Here is a 23,492-nt window from a genome sequence, read left to right as displayed (position 1 = left end):
ATTCTCCGCTGGTACGCTGATGTCCGTCAGGCCCGATGGGGCGCCTGGCTATCGGCCTGCCCGAAGGAACTGTCGCCCTCGTTCGATCGCGCCTCGTCGGGATTGATGCCCGCCTCCTCCAACTCGTGATCGATGAAGCCCGCACCACGCGCGCTTTCGATCACTTCTGGCAAGCGAAGCAATTGCGCGATGATGAACAGCGCCGATCCGATGGGAATGACGGATTGGGTGAGCTGCAACGAAATACTGGTCAGGCTCACCAATGTCGAGCCCTCCAGGATCATCACCACCTGATAGCCGGTGTAACCGAGCAGCACGAAGAAGGCGATGGTGATCGCCTCCGCCAGAAGCGCTACTGGTAGGCGAATGCTGGGTGGAGCCATGTTGATGATGCTGGGACAGGTAATGTGAGCTCCCTTGGCCGCGGCCAGGGCCGCCCCGTAATAGGTCAGCCAGGCCAGTCCCACCGAGGCGACTTCGTCGTACCAACTGAAAGGCGAGCCGACCAGACGGGACATGAAGCCCACGATCACTACCCCCGACAGCGCCAGGACGTTCAGAAAGACAATGAATTCCAGCAACTTCTGATAAGCCACCTTGAATTGTTTAAAGGTCACGTTGGCCATCTCCGGGAAAGAAGAGGAGGAGGACATGCCCTGCTGCACTCGTGTCGCTGCGCGTGGCATGCCCGGTATCACTGACTCAGGGAGTTTCAGCGAAGTGCGTCGACCTTCTCGATCATTTCCTGGCCACCGTCCACTTCACTGCCGAACTTCTCGTAGATCGATGAAGAGCCATCAACGAAGGCTTGGGTATCCACTTTGTTGATTTGCATCCCCTCCTCCTCGAACTTGGCCAACAGGCTATTGTCGAGCCGCTCACCTTGCTCCAGGGCGTACCCTTCGACTTCCTCAGCCGTCTCGGCAAGCACCTGACGGACGTCTTCAGGCAGGCGATTCCAGCTGGCACCGGCCAGCACGTAAGCCGGGGTGTAGACGTGATTGGATAGCGACAGATAATCCTGAACTTCCTGGAAACGCTGGGAGTAGATCTGAACCAAGGGGTTTTCCTGACCGTCCATGGCGCCAGTCTGCAGCGCGACGAATGCTTCGGAGAGCGCCATCGGCGCCGGGTTCGCGCCGTAGCTCTTGAACATCTCCACGCGCCACACACCGTTAGGCGTTCTTAGCTTGATCCCCTCGAGATCGGAGGGCACGTTGATCGGACGGGTGTTGTTGGTGATCTGACGGAAGCCGTTCTCCCAGATGCCAATGATCTTGTAGTTCTTGTTTTCAGCCGCCGCATAGAGTTCGTCGCGCAGAAAATCGTCGCGCACCCGGCGCATGTGTTCCCGATCTTCAATGAGGTAGGGCATCTCGAAAAGAGAGAATTCCGGCGACACGCTACTCATGATCGAGGACGGCAACGCCAGATCGATAGTGCCCAGCTTCAGCTTGTTGAGCATCTGGGAATCGTTGCCCAACTGACTCGAACCGTAGACGACCACCTCAGCTTTTCCCTCGAGCTTCTCATTGGCGATCTTGGCGAATTCGTTGGCTGAAATCTCGAACAGGGAACCCGGCCCGCCCACATGCCCGAACTTGATCTCACGCTCCTGCGCGCTGGCTGCCTGTACGCCGAAGGCTAGCGCGGTAGCGAGTAGAGCTGTCTTTATGGCTTTCATGTCGATCTCCGAAGTCTCGTTGTTTTTGTAGGTCAGCCATTGAGTGGCCTACCGAAGCCCGCACGAGCGGACTCTCATTTCAGCCGGCCCGGTCGCTGTGTCGTGCTGGCGTGTCGCGATGAAAGCCGGCTGCAAATCGAATATGGATACATAATTCAAAATGCGAAATTATACTTTAGTTCGCTGAAAGAAAACTTGGGGATTCCAAAAACATTAACGATTTCAGTAAGTAATACGCAGCATGAGAGGGCACGATCAGTCTTGCATCGCACCTATCGGACGCAGGAAAGGCCGGAAGATGGCCGCTCACTGCAAGAAGGTTGGCGCTTCAGGCAACCGGACTTTGCCTGAAGCGAGAATGACCCTGCCGGGGTCAGTCCGGTGCCAGGCCAGGCTGAAACCCCGCCTCGCGAATACCTGCCATTGCCGCCTGTTCGTCTTCGTCGGAAGAAGCACCGCTGATACCGACCGCCCCGATCACTTGGCTATTCTCATCAAGGATTACGACCCCTCCGGGTACGGGCACGAACTTGCCGTCCGAGGCAGCGGCCACCGAGGCCAGGAAAGCAGGCCGCTCGGCATTGCGCTCTCCCACGACACGACTGGCCACGCCATTGCCGAGCGCGGCATAGGCCTTCCCCTTGGCAACGGGAAAGCGTAGCGGTGCGCAACCATCCTCCCGTTCAGCAGCAATGACATTCCCCCCGAGGTCAAGCACGACGACCGTCAGTGGCTCCATGGCGGCATTGCGGGCGTTGCCGAAGGCAGCTTCGATAATCTGACGAGCCTGGAGACGGGAAATCTGAACGTGGGAGCGGTATACCTTGCCAGCCATGAGCGGCTCCTTGCGGGATGAATTGTTGTTGTCTTGATTTTGAATTCATAATACCGTTCTTGTAACCAAGTCAAGGCGACGCAGCGAGACTTATGCGTATCGCCCCGATGCGAGAACCGCCAATGGAAAAGATCCAGCACAGAAACCTCTATCGAGAGGTCGCAGATCGCGTCCGGGAATTGATCGAGCAGGGCGTCCTGGCCCCGGGGGAACGCATTTCGGAAAAGAAGCTTTGCGAACAGTTCGGTGTATCGCGTACCCCGCTACGCGAAGCGCTCAAGGTCATGGCTTCGGAAGGTCTGGTCGAGATACTGCCCAACCGGGGTGCCCGGGTCACGCGCCTGACCGTAAAGAAGGTAAGAAACACCTACGATGTGATGGCCGCTCTGGAAGGACTATCGGGCGAACTGGCCTGTCAGAACATCACAGACGAAGAAATTGCTGCCATTCAGCGGCTTCACGATACGATGCTCGAGCATTACCGACAGCGAGAACTGCAGCCCTATTTCCGGGTCAATCAGCAGATTCACGAGCGCATCATTGCCGCGGCCGATAATGACGTACTCGAAGAGATGTACAACAATCTCAGCCAGCGCGTGAAGCGGGTGCGGTACTCAAAGAAGATGACGGATGATTTCTGGAAACGCGCCGTCGAGGATCACGAGGCCATGATCGAGGCCCTGCAGAAGCGCGATGGCCTGATGCTGGGACGAATCCTGCGCGAGCACCTCTGCAACAAGCTCGAGGTCGCCTCCCTGGATGGCATGATCGAAGAGGAAGGGGACGACGAATTGCCTTCCCGGGCCGCTTCCTCCTGAATGTCGGTACCTACCCCCACCCCTCCAACCGCATCGACGAGCGCACCAGGCGCTCGTTTTCCGCCTCTATCTCACGCAATCCCCGCTCGATGCTGTCCAGGTGCTGCAACGCCACCTGACGGGCCCGTTCGGCATCCTGACCTATGACTGCCTCGAACAGTTGGGCGTGCTGTTCGTTGATCCAGATGCGTGGGCCGGGCCGGTGATAAAGATTCTTGAGCGAGGCAAAGACTGAACTGAGCAGCAGGTCGGTCAAACCCTGCAAGGTATGTACCAGTACCGGGTTGTGCGACGCTTCGCAGATCGCCAGATGAAAGGCATGATCCAACCGGGCCAGCCGCTCGGCATCGATCGATTCCGCCTGCTCGATATAAGCCGTCAGTTCCTCGTAGCGCCGGGTAATCATCACACGATCCGCCGGGGTGCCACGCAGCGCCGCCAGCCGAGCCGACTCTCCTTCCAGCAATGCGCGAACTTCGAGGAGATCGTACAACGTGCGCGGATGGTCCCTGAATAGATGCATCAGCGGACTGTCATCTCGCTGCGGCAGCAGCTTGGCAACGGTCGAGCCTCGACCCTGATGGGTCTCGATGATCCCTTTGCTGCGCAATGAGCGTAGCCCTTCACGCAGCGAGGCTCGCGACACGCCCAGCTTGTCGCACAGGCGCCGCTCGGAGGGCAGCAGCTGCCCCGGCTTGAGCACGCCGTCAAGAATCAGTTGCTCCAATCGGGCCACCACGGTATCCGCAGTGCGAACCATGGGCCGGTTATCGGGGGCGTCGTGCATCGCAATCCTCTGGTCAGACCAGTCAGTTGCTATTCGAGAGCTTCAAGGGCTCATTACTGGCGCCCCATTGAAACGCTGGAATGCATTTTCAGAAATTAGACTAATGGCTGGTCTGACCAGTGAACCAAAGTCTGGACACAGCCTGTGGGAAGTCGCAGATTGTGTGGCTACCGTGATGTTGACCGGGGAGTGCCCATGAACATTCTCTACGACGAGCGCCTTGATGGGGCGTTGTCGAAACAAGACAAGACAAACGTGCTCCAGCAGTTGCAGAACGCGCTGCCGGACATGACGCTACTGCACCGCGAGGAAGACCTGCGCCCCTTCGAATGCGATGGTCTCTCGGCCTACCGCATCCTTCCCATGCTGGTGGCCATGCCGCATACCCTGGAACAGGTCGAGACGCTGCTGCGTACCTGCTACGAGATGGGCGTCCCCGTCGTGACCCGGGGCGCGGGGACCGGCCTGTCGGGTGGCGCCTTGCCGCTGGAGCAAGGCGTACTGCTGGTCATGTCGCGTTTCGCCAAGATCCTAGAGGTCGACCCGGACGCGCGTATCGCCCGGGTCCAGCCAGGCGTGCGCAACCTGGCCATCTCCGAGGCCGCCGCACCCTATGGGCTTTACTACGCCCCGGACCCCTCCTCGCAGATCGCCTGTTCGATCGGCGGCAACGTCGCGGAAAATGCCGGTGGCGTGCACTGCCTCAAGTATGGCCTGACGGTCCACAACGTCATGCGTGTCGAGGTGGTGACCATCGAGGGGGAGCGCATGACGCTGGGCAGTGAAGCCTTCGATGCCCCCGGCTTCGACCTGATGGCGCTGTTCACCGGCTCCGAGGGCATGCTCGGCGTGGTCACCGAGATCACCGTCAAGCTGCTGCCCAAGCCGGAAAGCGCCAAGGTACTGATGGCCAGCTTCGACGATGTCGAGAAGGCCGGCAAGGCGGTCGGCGACATCATCGCCGCCGGCATCATCCCGGGCGGCCTGGAAATGATGGACAATCTGGCGATCCGTGCCGCCGAGGACTTCATTCACGCCAATTACCCGGTGGACGCCGAGGCCATCCTGCTCTGCGAGCTTGACGGCGTGGAAGCCGACGTCGACGACGACTGCCAGACCGTGCGCCGGGTTCTCGAGGCGGCGGGTGCCACCGATATTGCCCAGGCACGCGACGACGCCGAGCGCGCCAAATTTTGGGCCGGTCGCAAGAATGCGTTTCCGGCGGTGGGGCGCATGTCGCCGGATTACTACTGCATGGACGGTACCATTCCGCGCCGCGAGCTGCCGCGTGTGCTCAAGGGCATTGCCGATCTGTCCGAGCAGTACGGCTTGCGTGTCGCCAACGTTTTCCATGCCGGTGACGGCAACATGCATCCACTGATCCTGTTCGATGCCAACCGCGAGGGTGAACTGGAACTGGCCGAGACAGTGGGCGGCAAGATTCTCGAACTGTGCGTCGAAGCCGGCGGCAGCATCACCGGCGAACACGGTGTTGGTCGCGAAAAGATCAATCAGATGTGTGCCCAGTTCCAGCCCGACGAGTTGACCACATTCCATGCCGTGAAGGCGGCCTTCGACACGCGTCGCCTGCTCAACCCGGGCAAGAACATTCCGACGCTGCAGCGCTGCGCCGAGTTCGGCGCGATGCATGTGCATAACGGGGAGCTTCCCCACCCCGAATTGCCGCGCTTTTGAGGTTTGACCATGGAACACCACGAACAGGACAACTACTCAGCACACGCCGAACGCGGCGCATCCTCGGCACCTGCCCGGGATATTAGCGAGGCGCTGTGCGAGCGGGTACGCCAGGCCAATGCCGACAAGACACCACTCAAGGTCGTCGGTGGCGATACCAAGGCCTTCTACGGTCGCCCTGTCGAGGGCGAGACACTATCGCTGGCCGAGCATCGCGGCATTACCCACTACGATCCGGTCGAGTTGGTGATTTCGGTGCGTAGCGGCACGCCCCTGCGCGAACTCGAGGCAGCCCTGGACGCCGAGGGTCAACAGCTCGGCTGTGAGCCACCTCACTTCGGCCAGTCAGCCACGGTCGGCGGCATGATTGCCACCGGCCTGTCGGGGCCGCGTCGCCCCTGGGCCGGCAGTGTCCGTGACTTCGTGCTCGGTACACGGGTCATCACGCACGAAGGCAAGCATCTGCGCTTTGGTGGCGAGGTGATGAAGAACGTCGCCGGTTACGATCTGTCCCGCCTGATGGTCGGTGCACAAGGCACGCTCGGTGTCGTCACCGAGGTGTCACTCAAGGTGCTGCCCAAGGCCACCGAGACACATAGCCTGCGCCTGGAGATGACACTCGACAACGCGCTTGAGCGGCTCGCCGAGTGGGGCCGTCAACCGTTGCCGTTGAGTGCGGCCGCCTGGCACGACGGTGCACTTCATCTGCGTCTCGAGGGGGGGCGCAGTTCAGTGGCTGCCACGGCGGAACGTCTGGGCGGTGAGCGCCTGGAGGCGTCATTCTGGTCAGACCTGCGTGAACAACGCTTGGCGTTTTTCGGCGACACCGATTCCCGCCCGCTGTGGCGCCTGTCATTACCTAACAATACCCCGAGACTCGCCATCGACGGCGATACGCTTTATGACTGGGCCGGCGCCCAGCGCTGGCTGCGCAGCGATGCCGCTGCCGAAACCGTGCGCGACGCTGTCGCGCGCGCCGGCGGACACGCCACCTGTTTCACCCCGCAGTCAGAAGGCGGGGCGGCCGAGCCGTTCACGCCGTTGGCCCCGATCGTTGCCAAGTATCACCGCCAACTCAAGGCCCAGCTCGACCCCAACGGCATCTTCAATCCCGGCCGGCTTTACTCGGAGTTTTGACATGCAGACGCACTTTACCGACGCCGACCTGCAGAAGCCGCATATCCGCGAAGCTGATCGTGTGCTGCGCTCTTGCGTGCACTGCGGGTTCTGCAACGCGACCTGCCCCACCTATCAGTTGCTCGGCGACGAGCGCGACGGGCCGCGCGGGCGCATTTACCTGATGAAGGAACTGCTGGAAAGCCGCGACGACGATGACCAGGTCACCCGCGAGACCCAGTTGCATCTCGACCGCTGCCTGACCTGCCGCAACTGCGAGACCACCTGCCCGTCGGGCGTGGAATATCACAAGCTGCTCGATATCGGCCGTGCCGAGGTCGAACGGCGCGTAGGCCGCACGCCCAAGGAACGCGCCCTGCGCTATGGGCTACGCAAGGCGCTGGTCGACCCCAAGCGCTTCGCTGCACTGCTGAAAGCCGGCCAGACCTTTCGCCCCTTGGTCCCGGGTACGTTGCGCGACAAGATGCCGGCCCGCCCCGTCGATCCGGGCAAGCGCCCCGACGGCCGTCAACATGCCCGGCAAATGCTGATTCTCGAAGGTTGTGTGCAGCCGGGCCTGTCACCCAATACCAATGCCGCCACGGCACGGGTGCTCGATCGATTGGGCATCGGCCTGACCCCGGCGCCGCAAGCGGGCTGCTGCGGCGCTATCGACTTTCACCTCAATGCCCAGGAAGCCGGCCGGCAACGCATTCGTGCCAATATCGATGCCTGGTGGCCAGCCATCGAAAACGGTGCCGAGGCGATCGTGCAGACCGCCAGCGGCTGTGGCGCCTTCGTCAAGGAGTACGGCGAGATGCTCGCCGACGATCCGGTCTATGCCGATAAGGCCAAGCGCGTCAGCGCACTGGCCAAGGATCTGGTCGAAATCCTGCGTGAAGAAGATATCGATGCCCTGAACGTCAAGGACTCGCGTCGCCTCGCCTTTCATTGCCCTTGCACCCTGCAACACGCACAGCGATTAGGTGGTACAGTCGAGAGTGTGCTGACGCGCCTGGGCTTCGAACTCACGCCGGTACGCGATGCCCACCTGTGCTGCGGTTCTGCGGGCACCTACTCGGTGACCCAGCCGGAACTCTCGAAGCAGTTGCGCGACAACAAGCTCGATGCGCTCGAGGCTGGTAACCCGGAACTTATCGTGACAGCCAACATCGGCTGCCAGACTCATCTCGATGGGGCGAGCAGAACACCCGTCAGACATTGGATCGAAATTGTTGATGACTCGCTGGCATCAGCTGCGAGCAGCATGCCCCGAGAAGCTAGGCCCGCGTAGCTCATCACTAAAAATAACCAACCCAAGGAGACCCCTATGCAGACAAAATCCGTTCTCACTCTGGACGATGTCAATGCCATTCTCGACGCGGCCCAAAAGGAGGCACAGGCTAACAACTGGGCGGTAACCATCGCCGTGGCCGACGACGGCGGCCATCTGCTGGGCCTGCGTCGCATGGACGGCGCCGCCCCGTTCAGTGCCGGCGTCGCCACCGAAAAGGCGCGTAACGCCGCCATCGGCCGCAAGGAGACCCAGGTCTTCGAGGAGATGATCAACAACGGTCGCACCGCCTTCGTCACCGCCCCGATGCAGGCATTGCTGTCTGGTGGCGTGCCGGTCATCGTCGACGGCCAGGTTGCCGGTAGCGTAGGCATTTCCGGCGTCAAGCCCGAACAGGACGTGCAGGTCGCCAAGGCCGGCGTTCAAGCCGTCGCCGGCTGACGGGTACCTTCCCCAGGCTGCCCTGCCCATCCCCGGCTATGCCGGGGATGGCTTATCCTCCCAGCGCAACGCCCTGCCCTGATGGCAAATTGTTGCCCGGTCCAGGCAAGGCCTTACCCCGCCAGTCAAGCCTACGTTCACCCACACAACAGCAACCTACTGTTTTTACGCTCCTTTATTACCTGTGGCACGGAATTCGCCTGGATTGCATGTCTCTTGAGGACATTCAACCTACCATCAAGGAAGCAGACCATGCCGACACCCTGTTACATCAGCATCGAAGGCCAGACCCAGGGCAACATCACCGCCGGTGCCTTCACGCCGGATTCCGTGGGCAACATCTACGTCGAAGGTCATGAAGACCAGATGCTGGTGCAGGAATTCAAGCACGTCGTCACCGTACCCACCGACCCGCAATCCGGTCAGCCGTCCGGCCAGCGCGCGCACAAGCCGTTCATCTTCACCGTGGCCCTGAACAAGGCCGTGCCACTGATGTACAACGCGCTAGCCTCCGGTGAGATGCTGCCCAAGGTCGAGCTCAAGTGGTATCGCACCTCCATCGAAGGCAAGCAGGAGCACTTCTTCACCACCTCGCTGACCGACGCCACCATCGTCGACATCAACCTGCGCATGCCGCACGCCCAGGATTCTACCAAGGCCGAATTCACTCAACTGATGGACGTGTCCCTGGCCTACCGCAAGATCGACTGGGAGCACACCGTCGCCGGCACCTCCGGTTCCGATGACTGGCGCGCGCCGATCGAGGCGTAACGCTCACGCGATACCGCACGTTCGATGCTCGCACAGCGGGTGCTTCGGCGCCCGTTGTTTGATTAACTTCCCGGTTGCCTGCTTTCATGGATACTTCGACTGGATTACGGTTTTCCCTGCATCTTGGTGCCGAGCCCGGGCCGAGTATCGATGACAGCATGTCCGATGCCCTGCCCAATCAGTCGGCTGACTTCGCCGTCATCGACTTCAAGATGGAAGAAACCCTTTCCGCGCCGTTCCGCCTGGTGATCGACTTCGCCAGCCAACGGCACGACCTGGCACCCGCCGACTGGCTCGACCGCGCGGTGACCCTGAGCGTATGGCAGGACGGCCAGGCGCTGCGTCGCTTTCACGGCATCGTCAGCGAGTTTGCCCAGGGCGACCGCGGCCATCGCCGGACCCGCTATTCGCTCGTCGTGCGCCCGGCGCTGTGGCGCCTGTCGCTGCGCCATAACTCGCGTATCTTCCAGCACGTCTCGCCGCTGACCATCATCCATACCCTGCTCGCCGAGCGCGGCATTACCGATGCCGTCTTCGCGGTGACCCGCGAGCCCGCCGAGCGCGAATACTGCGTGCAGTACCGCGAGACCGACCTGGCCTTCCTCGAGCGCCTGGCCGCCGAGGAAGGGCTGTTCTACTTCCACCTGTTTGAGGGGAAAGGCGAGGATACCGTCGGCGGCACGCATCGCCTGGTTTTCGCCGATGCCCCGCAGGGACTCGCCGCGCTGGGACCGCGCACCTACCACAGCCGCGCCGGCGGCAGCGCCCCGACCCGCCACCTGCGCCGCTGGCGCCAAACCGCCCGGGTGCGTCCGTCCAGCGCCCAGCTCAAGGACTACTCGTTCAAGCAGCCCGCCTATTCACAACTACATACCCAGTTATACAACCCATCAGCAGAGGGACTGAACGAATACGCACAGTGTGGCGTCGTTGATCAAGGGTACGAACATTACGATTACCCCGGGCGCTACAAGACAGACGCCAGCGGCCAAGCCTTCACCCGGGTCCGCCTGGAACACCTGCGTCGTGATGCCGTCACCGCCGAGGCCGAGAGCGACCTGCCGGAGCTGTGCCCGGGCACCACCTTCACCCTGACCGACCACGACAACGCCGCGCTCAACCGCGACTGGCAGGTACTCGGCGTGATCCATGAGGGTCAGCAGCCCCAGGCGCTGGAAGAAGATGGATTCCATCAGGGCGGGCAGCCAGGCCTGCAGGGTCGGGCAGGCTCGGAAGCCATGACCCGCTACGCCAACACCCTGACCCTGGCCCCCGGCGACCGTGCCTGGCGGCCCGCGCCGACTCCCAAGCCACGTGTCGATGGCCCGCAGGTGGCCTTCGTGGTCGGCCCCGAAGGCGAGGAGATCTACTGCGACCCGCACGGCCGGGTCAAGGTGCAGTTCCCCTGGGACCGGTATGCCAAGGGTGATACCGCCGGGGCGAGCGGCAACGCCGCAGAAGGAGCCAGCAGCGCCTGGCTGCGGGTCAGCCAGGGCTGGGCCGGCGGCGGCTACGGCGTGATGGCGATTCCGCGCATCGGTCATGAAGTCATCGTGTCGTTCCTCGAGGGCGACCCCGACCAGCCGCTGATCACCGGGCGCACCTACCATGCGGTGAATACCCCACCCTACCCGCTGCCCGAGCACAAGACACGCACCGTGATCCGCACCCAGAGCCACAAGGGCGAGGGCTTCAACGAGCTGCGCTTCGAGGACGAGAAGGATCGGGAGCAGATCTGGGTGCACGCCCAGCGCGACCTGGAACTGATCACCGAGCACGACCGCACCGAGGAAATCCGTAACGACAGCTTCCTCAGCGTCAAGCGCGACCGCCTCGAGGAAATCGACCGCGACACGCACCTCACCGTGCATGGCGAGCGGCGCGAGAAGATCGACACCACACACAGCCTGACCGTCAACGGCAGCCTGCATCTCAAGGCGGGCAAGGCCTGGCTCAGCGAGTCCGGGCGCGAGCTGCATATCAAGGCAGGCCAGCAGATCGTGCTCGAGGCCGGTGACGAACTGACACTCGCTGCCGGTGGCAATTTTCTGACGCTCGATGCCAGCGGGGTCACCATTGTCGGCTCCAATGTGCGTATCAACGCAGGTGGCAGTGCGAGCAGTGGCTCGGGGCAGGCGGCCGAAACACCTCGCCTTCCCGGCCAGGCGACGCCTGAACAGCACAGTGCCATTACCCCTGTCACCCATGAGCAGCTTCTGCAAGCCGCGCTTCAGGCCGCTGCGGTCGTGGAAGTCTGTCAGATTCGCGATACCGCGCGGATGGGCGGCCCCGACAATTGCAATCTGGGAGAACAATGCCGATGCCAGACATGAATGCTAGCCATGGCCTCGCAACGTACTACCTGTTCGATCTCGCCTGGTATCGGGATGGGCTGCGTCATCTGTTCGAGGTCGAGCCGGCGCCCCGCTATACCCTGCTCTATCTTCACACCGGACAGGCCAGCGCTGCCGAGCGGGGCCCAGTACTGGTGGCTCCCACGACCAGCGAGGGACACGAATGGTTGCAGCGCCGAGTCGAGGAAGGCATCGTCATCGAACTGCAATCGGCGGCAGAGCTGGACGTCATCGAGACGCATCTGCGCAGTCTGACCCATACCCTGCGCGACAATGGTGCCGTGGTTCTGTTTAGGTATGCCGACCCACGCCTTTACGCCGGCATTCATGCCTCGCTGAGCGACAGTGACTACAACCGGCTGCTGGGCCCTCTCGTAGCGATGTCGGGACGCGCATTGGGCCAGCCCTGGGCACTTTCACAGCCAAGCGAAGCAGCGATGCCTTATACGCCATCTGACACGCCTTTTCGGTTGACGCGATACCATGAACGCTGCCTCAAGGCCTGGCGTGGGCAGGCATTACTGCAACCGATCGCCGAGCGCCATGGACTGCCCCTGACGCGCCTGGCCGAGTGGTACCAGCAGATGCCAGCGATGGGGTTCATCACTGAACATGCCCGGGTTCAAGGCTGCGAGCGGCTGGCGCGGTGCCAATTCGACAGCACCATCTGCCCCACGCTTTGTCAGGAAATCAAGTCAATCCCTGGCGACTGGCGGACAAAGTTATCGCATCTGGAAGCTCGCTTTGCCGAGCGTGGCATGGGGGAAAGACGTTCTGGCCGACAGCCTGCAAGCTCGCAGGAGACATGCCTGTGAGTGAACTCGCTCCAGCCTTGCAAGCCAGCCTGCAAACCGGAAACGGTGCCATATCCCGAGCCGATTGCGCCAGCCTGACTCTGGTGACCATTGAGCACCGCGACACGCTTGGCCGCCCCTTGCCGGAAGGCGCGCCAGTGGAGCTCGTCGACCATCGAGGTCAGCATCATCATGGCGTGATCAATGCCGAAGGACTCAGCCGGCACCCACGCGTGGCAGCGGGTCCCGTGGCATGGCAGATAGGCAATGTCTCCGGCTATCATCTCGTTGCCATTGACGACGCCCCCTGTCATCCGGTGTCGTGCGGCCTCATCGCGCCTCAGGCCGCCGTGGCCATGCCCGAGACAACCATCCAGGCCATCTATATTCCCCCGCCTATCGTGGTCAACCTACGCGAACCGGCTCCGGATAGTGTCGACCGACTAAGCGACACCGACGTCGAGCAGCTTCGCCTGAATGGCAATAACGCCACGATCTTCGTGCACGGTTACAACGTACCGCATGGCAACTGGGCGCGTTTCACTCACAACGCCGACCTCTCCGGCCTGGCCGCAATGCAACCAGGCACGCCGAAGCTTGTTCCCAACGGCAGCGCCGCCACGGCGACACTGTGCCAGAGCGAGGCGACAGATGCCGACGAACGCGGGTTGAATGGCAGTGGTGCATGCAACTGGCTGGTCAACATGGAATATCAGTTGAACCGCGCTGCCGGGCTGCCTGACGACGACTGGCGCCAGTACACACGGATCGTCGGCGTGTTCTGGCCTGGCGACACCGGCACCACCGAATTCATCGAGGCCGAGTTCGCGGCGATGAAGAGTGGCAGGCGCCTGGTCAATATTCTGGTGCAACTGATCGAGGCCGGGATCACCATCAACCTGATCAGCCACTCGCTGGGAGCCCGAGTCGTGCTGACCGCCCTGAACATTCTTGGTGCGCACGGCATGCGGCAACGCATCGATAACCTGTTTCTCTGGGAGCCGGCCGTCGCCGACAATGCGCTGTCCCCGGATACACCCTTCACCGATACGCCTCCGCGTCGTGACGGCTTTGGAACAGACAGCCTTGCCCACAGCCCGGCCCGAGAAGTCCATCCACTGGGCATGGGCACTTTCCCCACGGCCCACCTTGCCACCAACAATGTCGTGGTGCTGCATTCCCACGAAGACGGTATTCTCGGTCCCTCGGCCAAGGACGCATTGATAGAAGAAGATAGTGGACTACTTGGCGCCCTTCGCGGAATACGCACGTTTTTCGACGACACGACCGATGACCAGACAGGCAAGCTCGGTGGCGCCTACACGAAAAAGTGGTGGACCTTTCCGCCCATTGCCGGTGACGGCCTGCGCTATTTCCAGGACTATTATTTCGAGCGCTGCAGAAAAATCAGTCAGGATTGCATGCCGGCATTTCAGACTTACACGCAACAGAAGGCGCGTAACGGCGATGGTTATGCTCAATGGCAGATCGAACGCGCCTGGGACACCATCGAACAAGCCATCGTCGACGAGGCCCGTCGTGTTGCAACTACGATCCTCTGGGGGCCGTTGCGTGCCGATACTCCCTTGCCGACTTACGACCTGCTCCAACCCCTGTCGCATCACTACCGGATCAGCGAATCCATGGCCCGCCTGTTTGCGCATAAACTGCGGCAACTCGCTCAACGGGACGGCTGGCAGCCGAGGGATACCGACGTGAGACCGGCGTTGGGGTTGATTGGGTTCGAAAGTTTCATAAAAGAGCCTTTCTTTGAACCAAGGATAAGTGTAAAGGTTTTTGATGCAATTAATCAGTCCCTCTGGTTTCCGTCGCATTCGGCGATGAAATACCCTACTGAGGAAATATTCGTTAAAAGTTACCAAGATGGAATCATGAAGAGACTGATGAGAGGTTCACGTTTTGGTGATTACTAATTTCAAACATTGTCTTAAAAAGATAGTAACTACAACCTCCATCTTGTTCATGGCAGGTTGCAGCTCTACTGCATACAAACCCAATAATAGCCTCGGCCCTGCCATAGTCATTGGTGTCTCAAATGATGGACGGTATGCTATCAGCAGTCACGCTTCGAAGCACTTAGTCTTGTGGAATCTTGAAAAACAAAACAGAAAGATATTATCAAGCAATGCCAACATATACAGCGCTTATTTTATACATGATCGCAATGCCTTTCTATGGCAGGACCTAAGCAATGAAGTCTATATACAAACAGTAAATGGAGAAATTATAGAGCACTTCTCTCATTTCCCGACTTATGGACATGTCATAGATTCAAGCCTGAATCACTACATCGCCTCAGATAGTGAATGGAACTTGTTTCATGACCATGGTGAAAATATTCAACCAATTAAACAAGACGGAAACTCCCCCAGCTTTCTTGGGTCGGGCAAGCTCATGCATCTTACTTTATCCGAGGAGAATGAAACATTCTTGTCAGCTGGCTCATCTGGCGATGAAGAATTCGATCCTGCAGAACAACCTGCCATTGTCGAAAACCAGTTATTTAGTTATTACGGCGGCGTCGTGCTCTGGGACATTGAAACATTAAGACCTATTGCTAACCTCTCGGGAAACAACTCCAAGGTAGACGCCACCATTAGCCCTGATGGAAAGTGGGTAGTTAGTGGAGATGAAAGCACTATTGGCCTATTTTGGAATACTGATACTCCCACAAAAAGCAACCGAATGGCCAGCTACTATAGCGGTGTGTTTCTTGAAGATGCACCTTATGATCTTGATGATCCGAGGAAATTTGACCGAAGCCGATTAATACCCACTCCTAAAGCTGAAAAACCCGATCGATGGGGGAACAGCGAGCTTACTACAACGACTACCGTCGCGGTTGCATTCATCAACGACAGCAAGGAGTTTCTGCGTTTCGGCATCTACAAGCACTGGATTGCGCTCTTCGAGGCCGGCAACCCCTGGCCACAGAAGTACTTCGACCTCGGCACCGATCCTCACCCATCGACGTTTTCCTATCTTCGCAGCCAGAGCATCGCCACGTCGCCACAGGCCCATGTGCTGGTCACAGGGCATGTCAACGACGGCGGCATCACCGTTTACCGCTATGATCCCGACGAGCGCACGCTGACCAAGGAGTGGGTGGCGAAATAGCTTCACACTGAACGACTCTCGCCATTGGTTGGCGCTAGTAGCCTGATGATGCCTAGACTGGACCCGTTACCATGACAGGCCTTGGCACTATCGCCTGTCCCGCATCGTCAAGGAGTCTTCAATGGCATCGCAATGGATCGACATCACCGCCAGGGACGGCGGTAAGTTCAAAGGCTATCTTGCCCTTCCACCGGCACGAAAGGGCCCCGGTATTGTTCTGCTGCAGGAGATATTCGGTGTCAACGCGCATATCCGCAGCGTTGCGGAACAGTACGCGCTGGATGGTTACGTGGTGCTGGCCCCGGATGTCTTCTGGCGCCAGGAGCCCGGCGTTGAGTTGGGGTATGAAGGGGAAGATATGGAAAAGGCTTTTTCCCTGATGAAGGCCATGGATGCAGACCAGGCCATCGAGGATATCGCCAGCGCGGTCGAGGCGCTGCGTGGCCGGCCGGAACTCGAGGGCAAGGTGGCCTCGCTGGGCTACTGCATGGGGGGCATTCTTTCCTTCCGCAGCGCCCTGAAGGCAGGCGTGGATTCCGCGATATGCTTCTATCCCGGCGGCATCGCCAACCACCTCGATAAGGCCGACCAGTTACGGGTTCCCGTCCAGTTTCACTTCGCCGGTCAGGACAAGCACATCACCAACGAACATATCGAGCAGACACGCCAGGCCTTTGCCGAACGCGACGATGCCGAAATGTTCGTCTACGATAGCGCCGATCATGGTTTCAACTGCTGGGCACGCAGCGCCTACGACCAGCACGCCTCGGCGCTCTCGCACGGCCGTGCCCTGGCCTTCCTGGAAACGCTTGGCCGCTGAGCATCATCTCGTTACTCGCTTTTCCCGACGCAAGGGCAAGGACAGTGAACGTCTGATGGCGTTTGCTGTCCATGGTCGTCCTGGCGGTCATGCCTGCATGTTAACCTACTGCCTTAACCCAAGGACTCGAGACGCCCATGTCCCTAGACGATCTCCATCTCAATCTGCGCAACCTGACGCTGGACGACTATCCGCAGCTCAAGACGCTGATGGATTCCGTCTATAACGATATCGGGGGCGCCTGGCCCAAGCTGACCATCGACAAGCTGATTTCGGAGTTTCCCGACGGCCAGATCGTGATCGAGGATGACGGCCGGATTGTCGGCGTGGCGCTGACCGCGCTGGTGGACTATGACCGTTTTTCCAACCCGCACAAGTATGACGACCTGATCGGCCATCGTGAGATCATCCTCAACAATCCGGATGGTGATGCACTGTATGGCCTGGATGTGCTCATTCATCCGGATTACCGCGGGCATCGCCTGGGTCGACGCCTCTACGAAGCTCGTAAGGAACTGTGCCGCTCGATGAACCTGCGTGCGACCCTGGCCGGTGGGCGCATCCCCAACTATCACCAGTACGCCGAGGAAATGTCCCCGACCGAGTATCTGGAAAAGGTCGCGCGCAAGGAAATCCACGATCCGATTCTCTCCTTCCAGCTTGCTAACGGTTTCCTGGTCAAGCGCCTGCTGCGCAAGTACCTGCCGGAGGATGAAAAGTCGCAGGGCTACGCCACGCTGCTCGAATGGAACAATATCCTCTTCGAGCCCGCCGAGCGTATCCTCGAGTCGCGCCGCACTCAGGTCCGCGTCGGCGCCGTGCAGTGGCAGATGCGTGAGTTCGCCTCGGTAGAGTCGGTCCTGCAGCAGGTCGAATACTATGTCGATGCAGTGTCCGATTACCAAAGCGACTTCGTGGTTTTGCCCGAACTCTTCAACACCCCGTTGATGGGACTGACAGACCAGTCCGATCAGCTCCAGGCGATCCGCTACCTGGCTGGCTTCACCGAGCAGTTCAAGACCGAAATCTCGCGAATGGCGGTCTCCTACAATATCAATATCATTGCCGGCTCGATGATCGAACAAGGCGAGGACGGCAGGATTTACAACGTCTCCTACCTATGCCATCGCGACGGTTCCACCGAGAGCCAGGCCAAGCTGCATATCACACCGCAGGAGCGTCGCGACTGGGTGGTGGAAGGCGGCGACGAGTTGCGCGTGTTCGAGACCGATGCCGGGCGCATCGGCATCCTGATCTGCTATGACGTGGAGTTCCCGGAGCTGCCGCGCCTGCTCGCCGATCAGGACATGGATATTCTCTTCGTGCCATTCTGGACCGACACCAAGAACAGCTACCTGCGGGTGCGCCACTGCGCCCAGGCCCGCGCCATCGAGAACGAGTGCTACGTGGTACTGTGCGGCAGCGTAGGCAACGTGCCCTCGATCGAGAATCTGGATATCCAGTACGGCCAGTCGGCAGTGTTCTCGCCTTCCGACTTCGCCTTCCCGCACGATGCCGTACTTTCCGAGACAACGCCGAATACCGAAATGGTGATCTTCTCGGATCTCGACCTGCTGCGCTTGAAGATCGTTCGTTCGGAAGGCTCGGTGACCAACCTCAAGGACCGCCGCAAGGACCTGTTCGACCTGCGCTGGCGCGACTGGTCTTGGAAGAGCGGGGGCCGGCCATCCGGGGGCCGGCAGGAAGATCACTAATGCTGCACAAGTGGCGCCAGTGGCGGGCCGAGCGATTCGATGCCCGCCACCCTTTTCCTCAAGCGGAATGGCAACAGGCTTGTGAACGCCTGCCGCTGTTGGCCGCCCTTGGTGACGAGGAACGCCAACGCTTGGCGCAGCGCACCTGGCGCATGCTGCATCGCAAGCGTTTGACCCTGCCGGAAGGGCTGGACTTCGACTTGGCCGACCGCTTGAGCCTGTTGGCCCAGGCCGGCTTGCTCACGCTGGGGTGGAATGATGCCGATGCCGAAGAGGTTTTTGCCGGCGTGCACGAGATCGTTGTCCTGCCCGAGGCGTTTCGTTGTCAGGTCGCCGAAATGGATGAAGCCGGCGTCATGCATGAATACACGGATGAGAGGGTCGGCGAGACCTGGCATCAGGGGCCCGTCGTGCTGTCGTTGGCCGATGTGCGTGACAGTGGTGACTGGACCGGGTTCAACGTGATCATTCACGAGCTTTCTCACAAGCTCGACATGGATAATTCGCTGGATGCCGATGGCTTGCCACCGCTCTCGTCGGATATCGACGGTCGCGAGTGGTACCAGACGTTCATGGCCGTCTGGGATGATCTACAAGCCCACCTCGAGCGCGGCGAACCCACGCCCATCGACGATTACGCCGCCACCCATCCCGCCGAGTGTTTTGCCGTCTGCTGCGAACACTTCTTCACTGCGCCGGATGTCCTGAGTGACGCCTACCCTACCCTTTATTCCTTGCTGCACCGCTATTTTCGCCAGGATCCGCTGGCCCGGTTCAAAGCCTACAGACGCGCTTGAACCGGCCAGCGTATTCATCCCTCGCGCAGCTTAGCCAGGTGTGGGTGCATCCTGGGCAATCAACCCTTCCTGTTTGAGTTGTTGCCAGAACTCGGCAGGAATCCTGACATTCATCGATGCGCGGTTCTCGCGCGCCTGTTGCGCATTGCGGGCGCCAGGGATGGTCGCGGCGACTACATCCGGTGCCGCCGTGAACTGCAGTGCGGCCGTACGCAGATCGATGCCATGTTGATGGGCGATCTGAGCAATACGATCACGCTTCTCCCAATAGCCGTCGGGAATGCCATCACTGTATAACCAACGATTCACCCCGGCGAGAAAGCCGGCACCCAACGGCGCACCGACGATCACCGAGACATCGTTCTCGCGACACTTCGGAAACAGGCGGTTAAGGACCTCTTCATGATCCATCAGGTTGTACTTGGTGGCCTGAAGCATCACGTCTGGATCGGCGGATTCCATGGCCGCAAGGCAGGTTTCGATATTATTCACCCCCATTCCCCAGTGGCCGATGATGCCCTCCTCGCGCATACGCGATAATTCAGGCATGGCACCCTTGCGCGCTGTCTCGAGGTACTCCCTCCAATCCTTGCCCAGCATGCCTGGCGTCAGGTCATGGATGTAGACGATGTCGATCTTGGGAACGCCCAAACGCTGCAGGCTGTCCTCGATGGAACGACGCGTGCCGGCGGCGGTGTAATCGAAGTGGTAGCTGAAGTTCAGGTCACCCTTCCAGTTGCCCTGGCTATCCACCGATGCATCGGCCTTTAGCAACCGCCCTATCTTGCTCGACAGCAGGTATTCCTGCGGCGGCTTGCCATTGAGAAAATGCCCTAACCGGCGCTCGGAGAGGCCCATGCCGTAGAACGGCGACGTATCGAAATAGCGCACGCCATTTTCCCAACAGGCCTCGAGCATGTTCTCGGCCTCTTCATCAGGCGTGACCTTGAAGATATTTCCCAGTTGTGTCCCACCGACACCGAACTTATGCTCGGGCGGAAACAGCTTGGAAGCCAAGGGTGGGTTTTCTGGCAATTCGGAAATGATTCCCTGATTGTTACCACCAACATTGGTGTTGCTCAGTGAGGGGCCATCCTGAGCAGCCAGTAGCTTTGAAGCAGAAGTAGCTGCGGCTGCGGCGGCCGCGCCAACTAGAAATTCGCGACGATTTGGCATGCGTTCATTCCTTTGGACGCTGCAAGTGCGGTCTGAAAAAGAAGAACAATCGAATTCAAGACTGGAACAAGAACGCAGGGATCACCACCAACCGAACGTAACCATTGGTTTCATAACGAAATGAAAGCAGGGAATCGATGACATGCACCGGAGCTGCCGGTGCTTACTTGTCGGTGGTCGACCACACATTGGAGCGCTCGGCCGGCTGCGAATCGGGGCAAGGCAGGTTGCGAGTGGACCAGGTCACGCTATGTGCCTGGCGACAGATAGTTGCGCCCTCATCTTCGTCTACCCGGGACTCTCGTCGTGCCGGTTCGCGAGTCGACAGGTCATCGACGATCACTTCGACGCGGGGTTCCAGTTGCATGCCATCACCACGTCGCTCGCGCTGGTCGTGGTGATGATCGTCACGATCAAAGCGCCTCTCATTGCCGTGCCTGTCGGGGCGTTCCCGGGAGTGTCCTTGCTGCCACTGAGCTTGATCGCGGCCACTGTCGTCAGTCCGGGGCATATCATCCGCCCCCGCCAGCGCAGTCACCATTCCTATCGAGGCAGCCATCAGCAGGGTTGCGGCTTGGCGCCGACAGCGGAATGCTGGCTTTGATGTGTCTCTCATCGCCTCTGCCTCCATGGTGAGATACTGACTACAGCATAGGCCTCAGTCGGCGAAACGCATCAGCCAGTCCCAGAGCAGCCCGGCCTCCTGGCGCCAGCGCAAGCGCAAGGGACGTACCAACCAGAAACGCTCATCGCTGGGAACGGTCAGTGAAAACGGTGCGACAAGATCGTCACGCCGAGCCAACAGGCTGTCGTGCGTCAGGGCCACGCCGCCGCCCTGGGCTGCCAGTGTCAGAGTAGTGACCTGGTTGTCGCAGGTGATCGATGGACATTGCCTGTCAAGTCCCGGCACGCCGGCCTGCTCCAGCCAGGCAGGCCAGCCGACGGCAAAGCCGAGCGCATGCAGCAGGGTCTCGCCGGCCAGGTCGGCTGGCGAATGCAGTCGTTCAGCCACCTCAGGGGAGCACACCGGCAACATCGACTCAGCACCAAGCGAGTGTGCCTCGAACCCCTCCCAGTCGCCTCTGCCGTAACGGATTTCCAGATCGGCACCTTCGGGCCCGAAGTCTTCGGTCCAGATCGCACTGACAAGGTGTACTGCTACCTGGGGCTGGGTGCGATGGAACTCGAGCAGGCGAGGCACCAGCCAGGTCTGCTGCATGACCGGGGTGGCACGCAGCGTGACAGGCGCCTCCGGGTGCGGGCCGAACACTTCAGCCGTACCTTCGGCCAGCCGCGTGAAGGCCTCTTGCACACTTGGCAACCAGGCCTGCCCGGCAGGTGTCAGCGTCAGGCTACGCGGATGGCGTACGAACAATTTCTGGCCCAGGCGGTCTTCGAGCAAGCGAATGCGTTGGCTAACCGCCGATTGGGTCACGCCGAGCTCATTGCCGGCTTCAGTAAAGCTGAGGGTGCGTGCGGCGGCTTCGAAGGCTTGCAGCCAGAGTACGGGAGGAAGGGGTTTCATGGGCAAGTGAGTCATTAGCGGAGCTTGGTCATAGCCCCCAGATTAATCGTTTGTCCCAGGCATGCTCAATCTTCATCCTTGTTCACCGATCAACATCACCTGTCCAACCGCGTCCAGGAGGTTTCGATGCAAACGGCAACACCGCAACATGACGAGCAAAACACCGCTCGTCCCCGCATCGACATGGGAGAACTCGCTGCCCATGCCGAGGGACCTGCCTTGGTCGACGCTGTCACTACTGGCGCCCGGGTCACGCTGCGCTGGGACGATGATACCCAGGCGCATTTCCCTTGGCTGTGGCTACGCGATCATTGCGCCTGTGTCGAGTGCCGCCATCCACTGACGCGGGAACGTCTCTTCATCCCCCTCGACGACATCGAGACACCTCCCGCTGCCCGAGTGGTTGACGGCAACCTGTTGCTGTCTTGGGCCGACGATCATGTCAGCCGCTTCGATCCGGTCTGGCTGCATCAGCGGCGACTCGAGAACGCCGCGTTCACCCCGGCCCAGATCGTTCCGCCCCGTCGCCCCTGGCATGTGGGATTCACGCCCGAGCGGGTCTCGCATAATGATTTCATGGAGGAAGAGGGCGATGGCGAGCGTCAGTGGCTCGAGGCACTGCTGCGTGACGGCCTCGTCCTGCTCGACGATGGCCCGCTGGTCGAAGAGGAAGTCAGCCGCCTGGCCGGACGCATCGGCCCCATGCGTGCCACCAACTTCGGGGCGCGTTTCGACGTACGATCCAAGCCCAACCCCAACAATGCGGCTTATACGCCCATTGCGCTGGCGTTGCACACCGACCTGCCCAACTGGCGACAGCCGCCCGACATTCAATTGCTTTACTGCCTACAGAACGAGGCCGAGGGTGGCGAGTCGACGTTTGCCGACGGCTTCACCGTCGCCGAGATCCTGCGTCAGGAATCGCCGGAGCATTTCCGTATCCTCAGCGAGACGCCAATCGACTTCCGCTTTCAGGACGAAGAGCACGACATCGCCATCCGTGCCCCGATCATTGAGCTGGACGAGGATGGCAGGCCGCTGGAAATCCGCTTCAATAACTGGATTCGCGATACCCTGCGCCTGCCCTTGCATGACGTCGATGCCTGGTACGCCGCCTATCGCCACTTCTGGCAATTGCTGCACGACCCGCGCCACCAGATCGAGTTCGCCCTCGCGCCGGGCCAGATGATCGCGTTCGACAACCGTCGCGTACTGCACGGACGTCGCGCCTTCGACCCCAATACCGGCAAGCGTCACCTGCAGGGCACTTATCTCGATCTCGACCTGCTCGAGTCGCGACTGCGCGTACTGTCACGCCAACGCTGATGCCCAGCGTCCGCGCCGTCGACAGCACAAGAATCACGGTTCGGCTTTTTTTACCACCTTGACCTGTCCTGAATAGAGTTGACACGTTCCGCCCCTTATCTTGGGAGAACGTGATGAATCAACGCATTAAACGCACCCAGCGGGACTACACCCTGGCCTTTAAACAGACGGTGGTAGACCAGGTCGAGCGCGGCGAGATGACCTACAAGCAGGCTCAGGCTCGCTACGGTATCCAGGGCCGCTCGACGGTACTACAGTGGTTGCGTCGCTATGGTCACCAGGACTGGCGTCCCGGGGCCACGGAGCGCGCCGCCAGGAGACCTGTCATGCCAAAATCGCCTCCGACCCCGGAGCAGCGCATCAAGGAACTTGAGGAGAAGCTGCGTCTGGCCGAGCAGAAGGCCCA

The 23,492-nt window shown here is 60.3% G+C and carries 22 protein-coding genes; 15 read left to right on the top strand and 7 right to left on the bottom strand.

Translation table 11 applies throughout. From position 1 onward, the window contains the following. Positions 1-26: 26 nt before the first annotated feature. The 3 genes from BM194_RS17145 to BM194_RS17135 all read right to left on the bottom strand — a co-directional run bounded on the left by BM194_RS17145 (position 27) and on the right by BM194_RS17135 (position 2,519). Entirely contained in the window at positions 27-626 is a 600-nt protein-coding gene (locus BM194_RS17145; protein WP_092849326.1) for a TRAP transporter small permease, read from the bottom strand. An 86-nt stretch (positions 627-712) separates the two neighbouring features. Next, positions 713-1,684, bottom strand: a complete 972-nt coding sequence (locus tag BM194_RS17140) for a TRAP transporter substrate-binding protein (RefSeq protein ID WP_092849323.1) — start codon at positions 1,682-1,684, stop codon at positions 713-715. 373 nt (positions 1,685-2,057) lie between these two features. Continuing rightward, the gene (locus tag BM194_RS17135; RefSeq protein WP_092849320.1) at positions 2,058-2,519 is read right to left on the bottom strand and encodes a GlcG/HbpS family heme-binding protein; all 462 of its coding nucleotides are present in this window, start codon (positions 2,517-2,519) and stop codon (positions 2,058-2,060) included. A 122-nt stretch (positions 2,520-2,641) separates the two neighbouring features. On the opposite strand from BM194_RS17135, the gene BM194_RS17130 reads away from it, so the two are divergent. Then, on the top strand, positions 2,642-3,337 hold the full coding sequence (locus BM194_RS17130) for a GntR family transcriptional regulator (RefSeq protein WP_092849318.1): 696 nt from the start codon (positions 2,642-2,644) through the stop codon (positions 3,335-3,337). Positions 3,338-3,347: 10 nt separating this feature from the next. Here the strand turns inward: BM194_RS17130 and glcC are convergent, their stop codons facing one another. Beyond that, positions 3,348-4,124, bottom strand: a complete 777-nt coding sequence (glcC, locus tag BM194_RS17125) for a transcriptional regulator GlcC (RefSeq protein ID WP_092849315.1) — start codon at positions 4,122-4,124, stop codon at positions 3,348-3,350. Positions 4,125-4,319: 195 nt separating this feature from the next. Between glcC and glcD the strand changes: the two genes are divergently transcribed. From glcD to BM194_RS17065, 12 genes are all read left to right on the top strand, one after another. Further along, complete coding sequence (gene glcD, locus BM194_RS17120) at positions 4,320-5,819, top strand: glycolate oxidase subunit GlcD (RefSeq protein WP_092849311.1); 1,500 nt, start codon at positions 4,320-4,322, stop codon at positions 5,817-5,819. A gap of 9 nt (positions 5,820-5,828) precedes the next feature. Beyond that, the gene (gene glcE / locus BM194_RS17115; protein WP_092849309.1) at positions 5,829-6,956 is read left to right on the top strand and encodes a glycolate oxidase subunit GlcE; all 1,128 of its coding nucleotides are present in this window, start codon (positions 5,829-5,831) and stop codon (positions 6,954-6,956) included. Between the two features lies 1 nt (position 6,957). Continuing rightward, positions 6,958-8,229, top strand: coding sequence for a glycolate oxidase subunit GlcF (gene glcF / locus BM194_RS17110; RefSeq protein ID WP_092849306.1), 1,272 nt, complete (start codon positions 6,958-6,960; stop codon positions 8,227-8,229). A 36-nt stretch (positions 8,230-8,265) separates the two neighbouring features. Next, entirely contained in the window at positions 8,266-8,670 is a 405-nt protein-coding gene (locus tag BM194_RS17105) for a heme-binding protein (RefSeq protein WP_092849303.1), read from the top strand. A gap of 252 nt (positions 8,671-8,922) precedes the next feature. Next, positions 8,923-9,441, top strand: a complete 519-nt coding sequence (locus BM194_RS17100; RefSeq protein WP_092849300.1) for an Hcp family type VI secretion system effector — start codon at positions 8,923-8,925, stop codon at positions 9,439-9,441. Positions 9,442-9,527: 86 nt separating this feature from the next. Continuing rightward, a complete protein-coding gene (locus BM194_RS17095; RefSeq protein WP_092849297.1) occupies positions 9,528-11,774 on the top strand; it encodes a type VI secretion system Vgr family protein in 2,247 nt (748 codons plus the stop codon). Beyond that, a complete protein-coding gene (locus tag BM194_RS17090; protein WP_177223455.1) occupies positions 11,762-12,610 on the top strand; it encodes a DUF4123 domain-containing protein in 849 nt (282 codons plus the stop codon). The genes BM194_RS17095 and BM194_RS17090 overlap by 13 nt, the downstream gene beginning before the upstream one ends. Before the next feature lie 176 nt (positions 12,611-12,786). Next, entirely contained in the window at positions 12,787-14,523 is a 1,737-nt protein-coding gene (locus tag BM194_RS17085; protein ID WP_177223454.1) for an alpha/beta hydrolase, read from the top strand. Positions 14,524-14,692: 169 nt separating this feature from the next. Further along, complete coding sequence (locus BM194_RS17080; RefSeq protein WP_177223453.1) at positions 14,693-15,727, top strand: WD40 repeat domain-containing protein; 1,035 nt, start codon at positions 14,693-14,695, stop codon at positions 15,725-15,727. 121 nt (positions 15,728-15,848) lie between these two features. Next, the gene (locus BM194_RS17075; protein WP_092849291.1) at positions 15,849-16,547 is read left to right on the top strand and encodes a dienelactone hydrolase family protein; all 699 of its coding nucleotides are present in this window, start codon (positions 15,849-15,851) and stop codon (positions 16,545-16,547) included. A gap of 137 nt (positions 16,548-16,684) precedes the next feature. Then, positions 16,685-18,262, top strand: a complete 1,578-nt coding sequence (locus tag BM194_RS17070; RefSeq protein ID WP_092849288.1) for a bifunctional GNAT family N-acetyltransferase/carbon-nitrogen hydrolase family protein — start codon at positions 16,685-16,687, stop codon at positions 18,260-18,262. Then, positions 18,262-19,059, top strand: coding sequence for a M90 family metallopeptidase (locus BM194_RS17065; RefSeq protein ID WP_092849286.1), 798 nt, complete (start codon positions 18,262-18,264; stop codon positions 19,057-19,059). The genes BM194_RS17070 and BM194_RS17065 overlap by 1 nt, the downstream gene beginning before the upstream one ends. A gap of 30 nt (positions 19,060-19,089) precedes the next feature. Here BM194_RS17065 and BM194_RS17060 read toward each other — a convergent pair whose 3' ends face one another. The 3 genes from BM194_RS17060 to BM194_RS17050 form a co-directional block, all read right to left on the bottom strand. Beyond that, positions 19,090-20,235 carry an aldo/keto reductase gene (locus BM194_RS17060; protein WP_092849284.1) on the bottom strand — a complete coding sequence of 382 codons (1,146 nt, stop codon included), beginning with the start codon at positions 20,233-20,235 and terminating at the stop codon, positions 19,090-19,092. Positions 20,236-20,398: 163 nt separating this feature from the next. Continuing rightward, positions 20,399-20,851 carry a hypothetical protein gene (locus BM194_RS17055; RefSeq protein WP_143097618.1) on the bottom strand — a complete coding sequence of 151 codons (453 nt, stop codon included), beginning with the start codon at positions 20,849-20,851 and terminating at the stop codon, positions 20,399-20,401. A gap of 42 nt (positions 20,852-20,893) precedes the next feature. After that, a complete protein-coding gene (locus tag BM194_RS17050; RefSeq protein WP_092849279.1) occupies positions 20,894-21,760 on the bottom strand; it encodes a LysR family transcriptional regulator in 867 nt (288 codons plus the stop codon). Positions 21,761-21,886: 126 nt separating this feature from the next. Here BM194_RS17050 and BM194_RS17045 point away from each other — a divergent pair, with 126 nt between their 5' ends. Together BM194_RS17045 and BM194_RS20505 are read left to right on the top strand one after the other, a co-directional pair. Next, a complete protein-coding gene (locus BM194_RS17045; RefSeq protein WP_092849276.1) occupies positions 21,887-23,086 on the top strand; it encodes a TauD/TfdA family dioxygenase in 1,200 nt (399 codons plus the stop codon). 113 nt (positions 23,087-23,199) lie between these two features. Beyond that, positions 23,200-23,492: helix-turn-helix domain-containing protein (locus tag BM194_RS20505; protein ID WP_143097591.1), on the top strand; the 293-nt coding region annotated here is incomplete at its 3' end.

It is taken from the genome of Modicisalibacter xianhensis, from assembly GCF_900113605.1.
Classification (GTDB): Bacteria; Pseudomonadota; Gammaproteobacteria; order Pseudomonadales; family Halomonadaceae; genus Modicisalibacter; species Modicisalibacter xianhensis.
The sequence above is the reverse complement of the archived record's forward strand: the minus strand, read 5'-3'. Positions and strand labels throughout refer to the sequence as shown.

Bases quoted from the DNA above. Each gene is read 5' to 3' on its own strand.
- BM194_RS17095 (WP_092849297.1), top strand. From the start codon at position 9,528: ATGGATACTTCGACTGGATTACGGTTTTCCCTGCATCTTGGTGCCGAG.
- BM194_RS17105 (WP_092849303.1), top strand. From the start codon at position 8,266: ATGCAGACAAAATCCGTTCTCACTCTGGACGATGTCAATGCCATTCTC.
- BM194_RS17070 (WP_092849288.1), top strand. From the start codon at position 16,685: ATGTCCCTAGACGATCTCCATCTCAATCTGCGCAACCTGACGCTGGAC.
- BM194_RS17100 (WP_092849300.1), top strand. From the start codon at position 8,923: ATGCCGACACCCTGTTACATCAGCATCGAAGGCCAGACCCAGGGCAAC.
- BM194_RS17090 (WP_177223455.1), top strand. From the start codon at position 11,762: ATGCCAGACATGAATGCTAGCCATGGCCTCGCAACGTACTACCTGTTC.
- BM194_RS17130 (WP_092849318.1), top strand. From the start codon at position 2,642: ATGGAAAAGATCCAGCACAGAAACCTCTATCGAGAGGTCGCAGATCGC.
- BM194_RS17055 (WP_143097618.1), bottom strand. From the start codon at position 20,851: ATGAGAGACACATCAAAGCCAGCATTCCGCTGTCGGCGCCAAGCCGCA.
- glcF (WP_092849306.1), top strand. From the start codon at position 6,958: ATGCAGACGCACTTTACCGACGCCGACCTGCAGAAGCCGCATATCCGC.
- BM194_RS17145 (WP_092849326.1), bottom strand. From the start codon at position 626: ATGGCCAACGTGACCTTTAAACAATTCAAGGTGGCTTATCAGAAGTTG.
- glcD (WP_092849311.1), top strand. From the start codon at position 4,320: ATGAACATTCTCTACGACGAGCGCCTTGATGGGGCGTTGTCGAAACAA.
- glcC (WP_092849315.1), bottom strand. From the start codon at position 4,124: ATGCACGACGCCCCCGATAACCGGCCCATGGTTCGCACTGCGGATACC.
- BM194_RS17140 (WP_092849323.1), bottom strand. From the start codon at position 1,684: ATGAAAGCCATAAAGACAGCTCTACTCGCTACCGCGCTAGCCTTCGGC.
- glcE (WP_092849309.1), top strand. From the start codon at position 5,829: ATGGAACACCACGAACAGGACAACTACTCAGCACACGCCGAACGCGGC.
- BM194_RS17050 (WP_092849279.1), bottom strand. From the start codon at position 21,760: ATGAAACCCCTTCCTCCCGTACTCTGGCTGCAAGCCTTCGAAGCCGCC.
- BM194_RS17075 (WP_092849291.1), top strand. From the start codon at position 15,849: ATGGCATCGCAATGGATCGACATCACCGCCAGGGACGGCGGTAAGTTC.
- BM194_RS17045 (WP_092849276.1), top strand. From the start codon at position 21,887: ATGCAAACGGCAACACCGCAACATGACGAGCAAAACACCGCTCGTCCC.
- BM194_RS17135 (WP_092849320.1), bottom strand. From the start codon at position 2,519: ATGGCTGGCAAGGTATACCGCTCCCACGTTCAGATTTCCCGTCTCCAG.
- BM194_RS17065 (WP_092849286.1), top strand. From the start codon at position 18,262: ATGCTGCACAAGTGGCGCCAGTGGCGGGCCGAGCGATTCGATGCCCGC.
- BM194_RS17060 (WP_092849284.1), bottom strand. From the start codon at position 20,235: ATGCCAAATCGTCGCGAATTTCTAGTTGGCGCGGCCGCCGCAGCCGCA.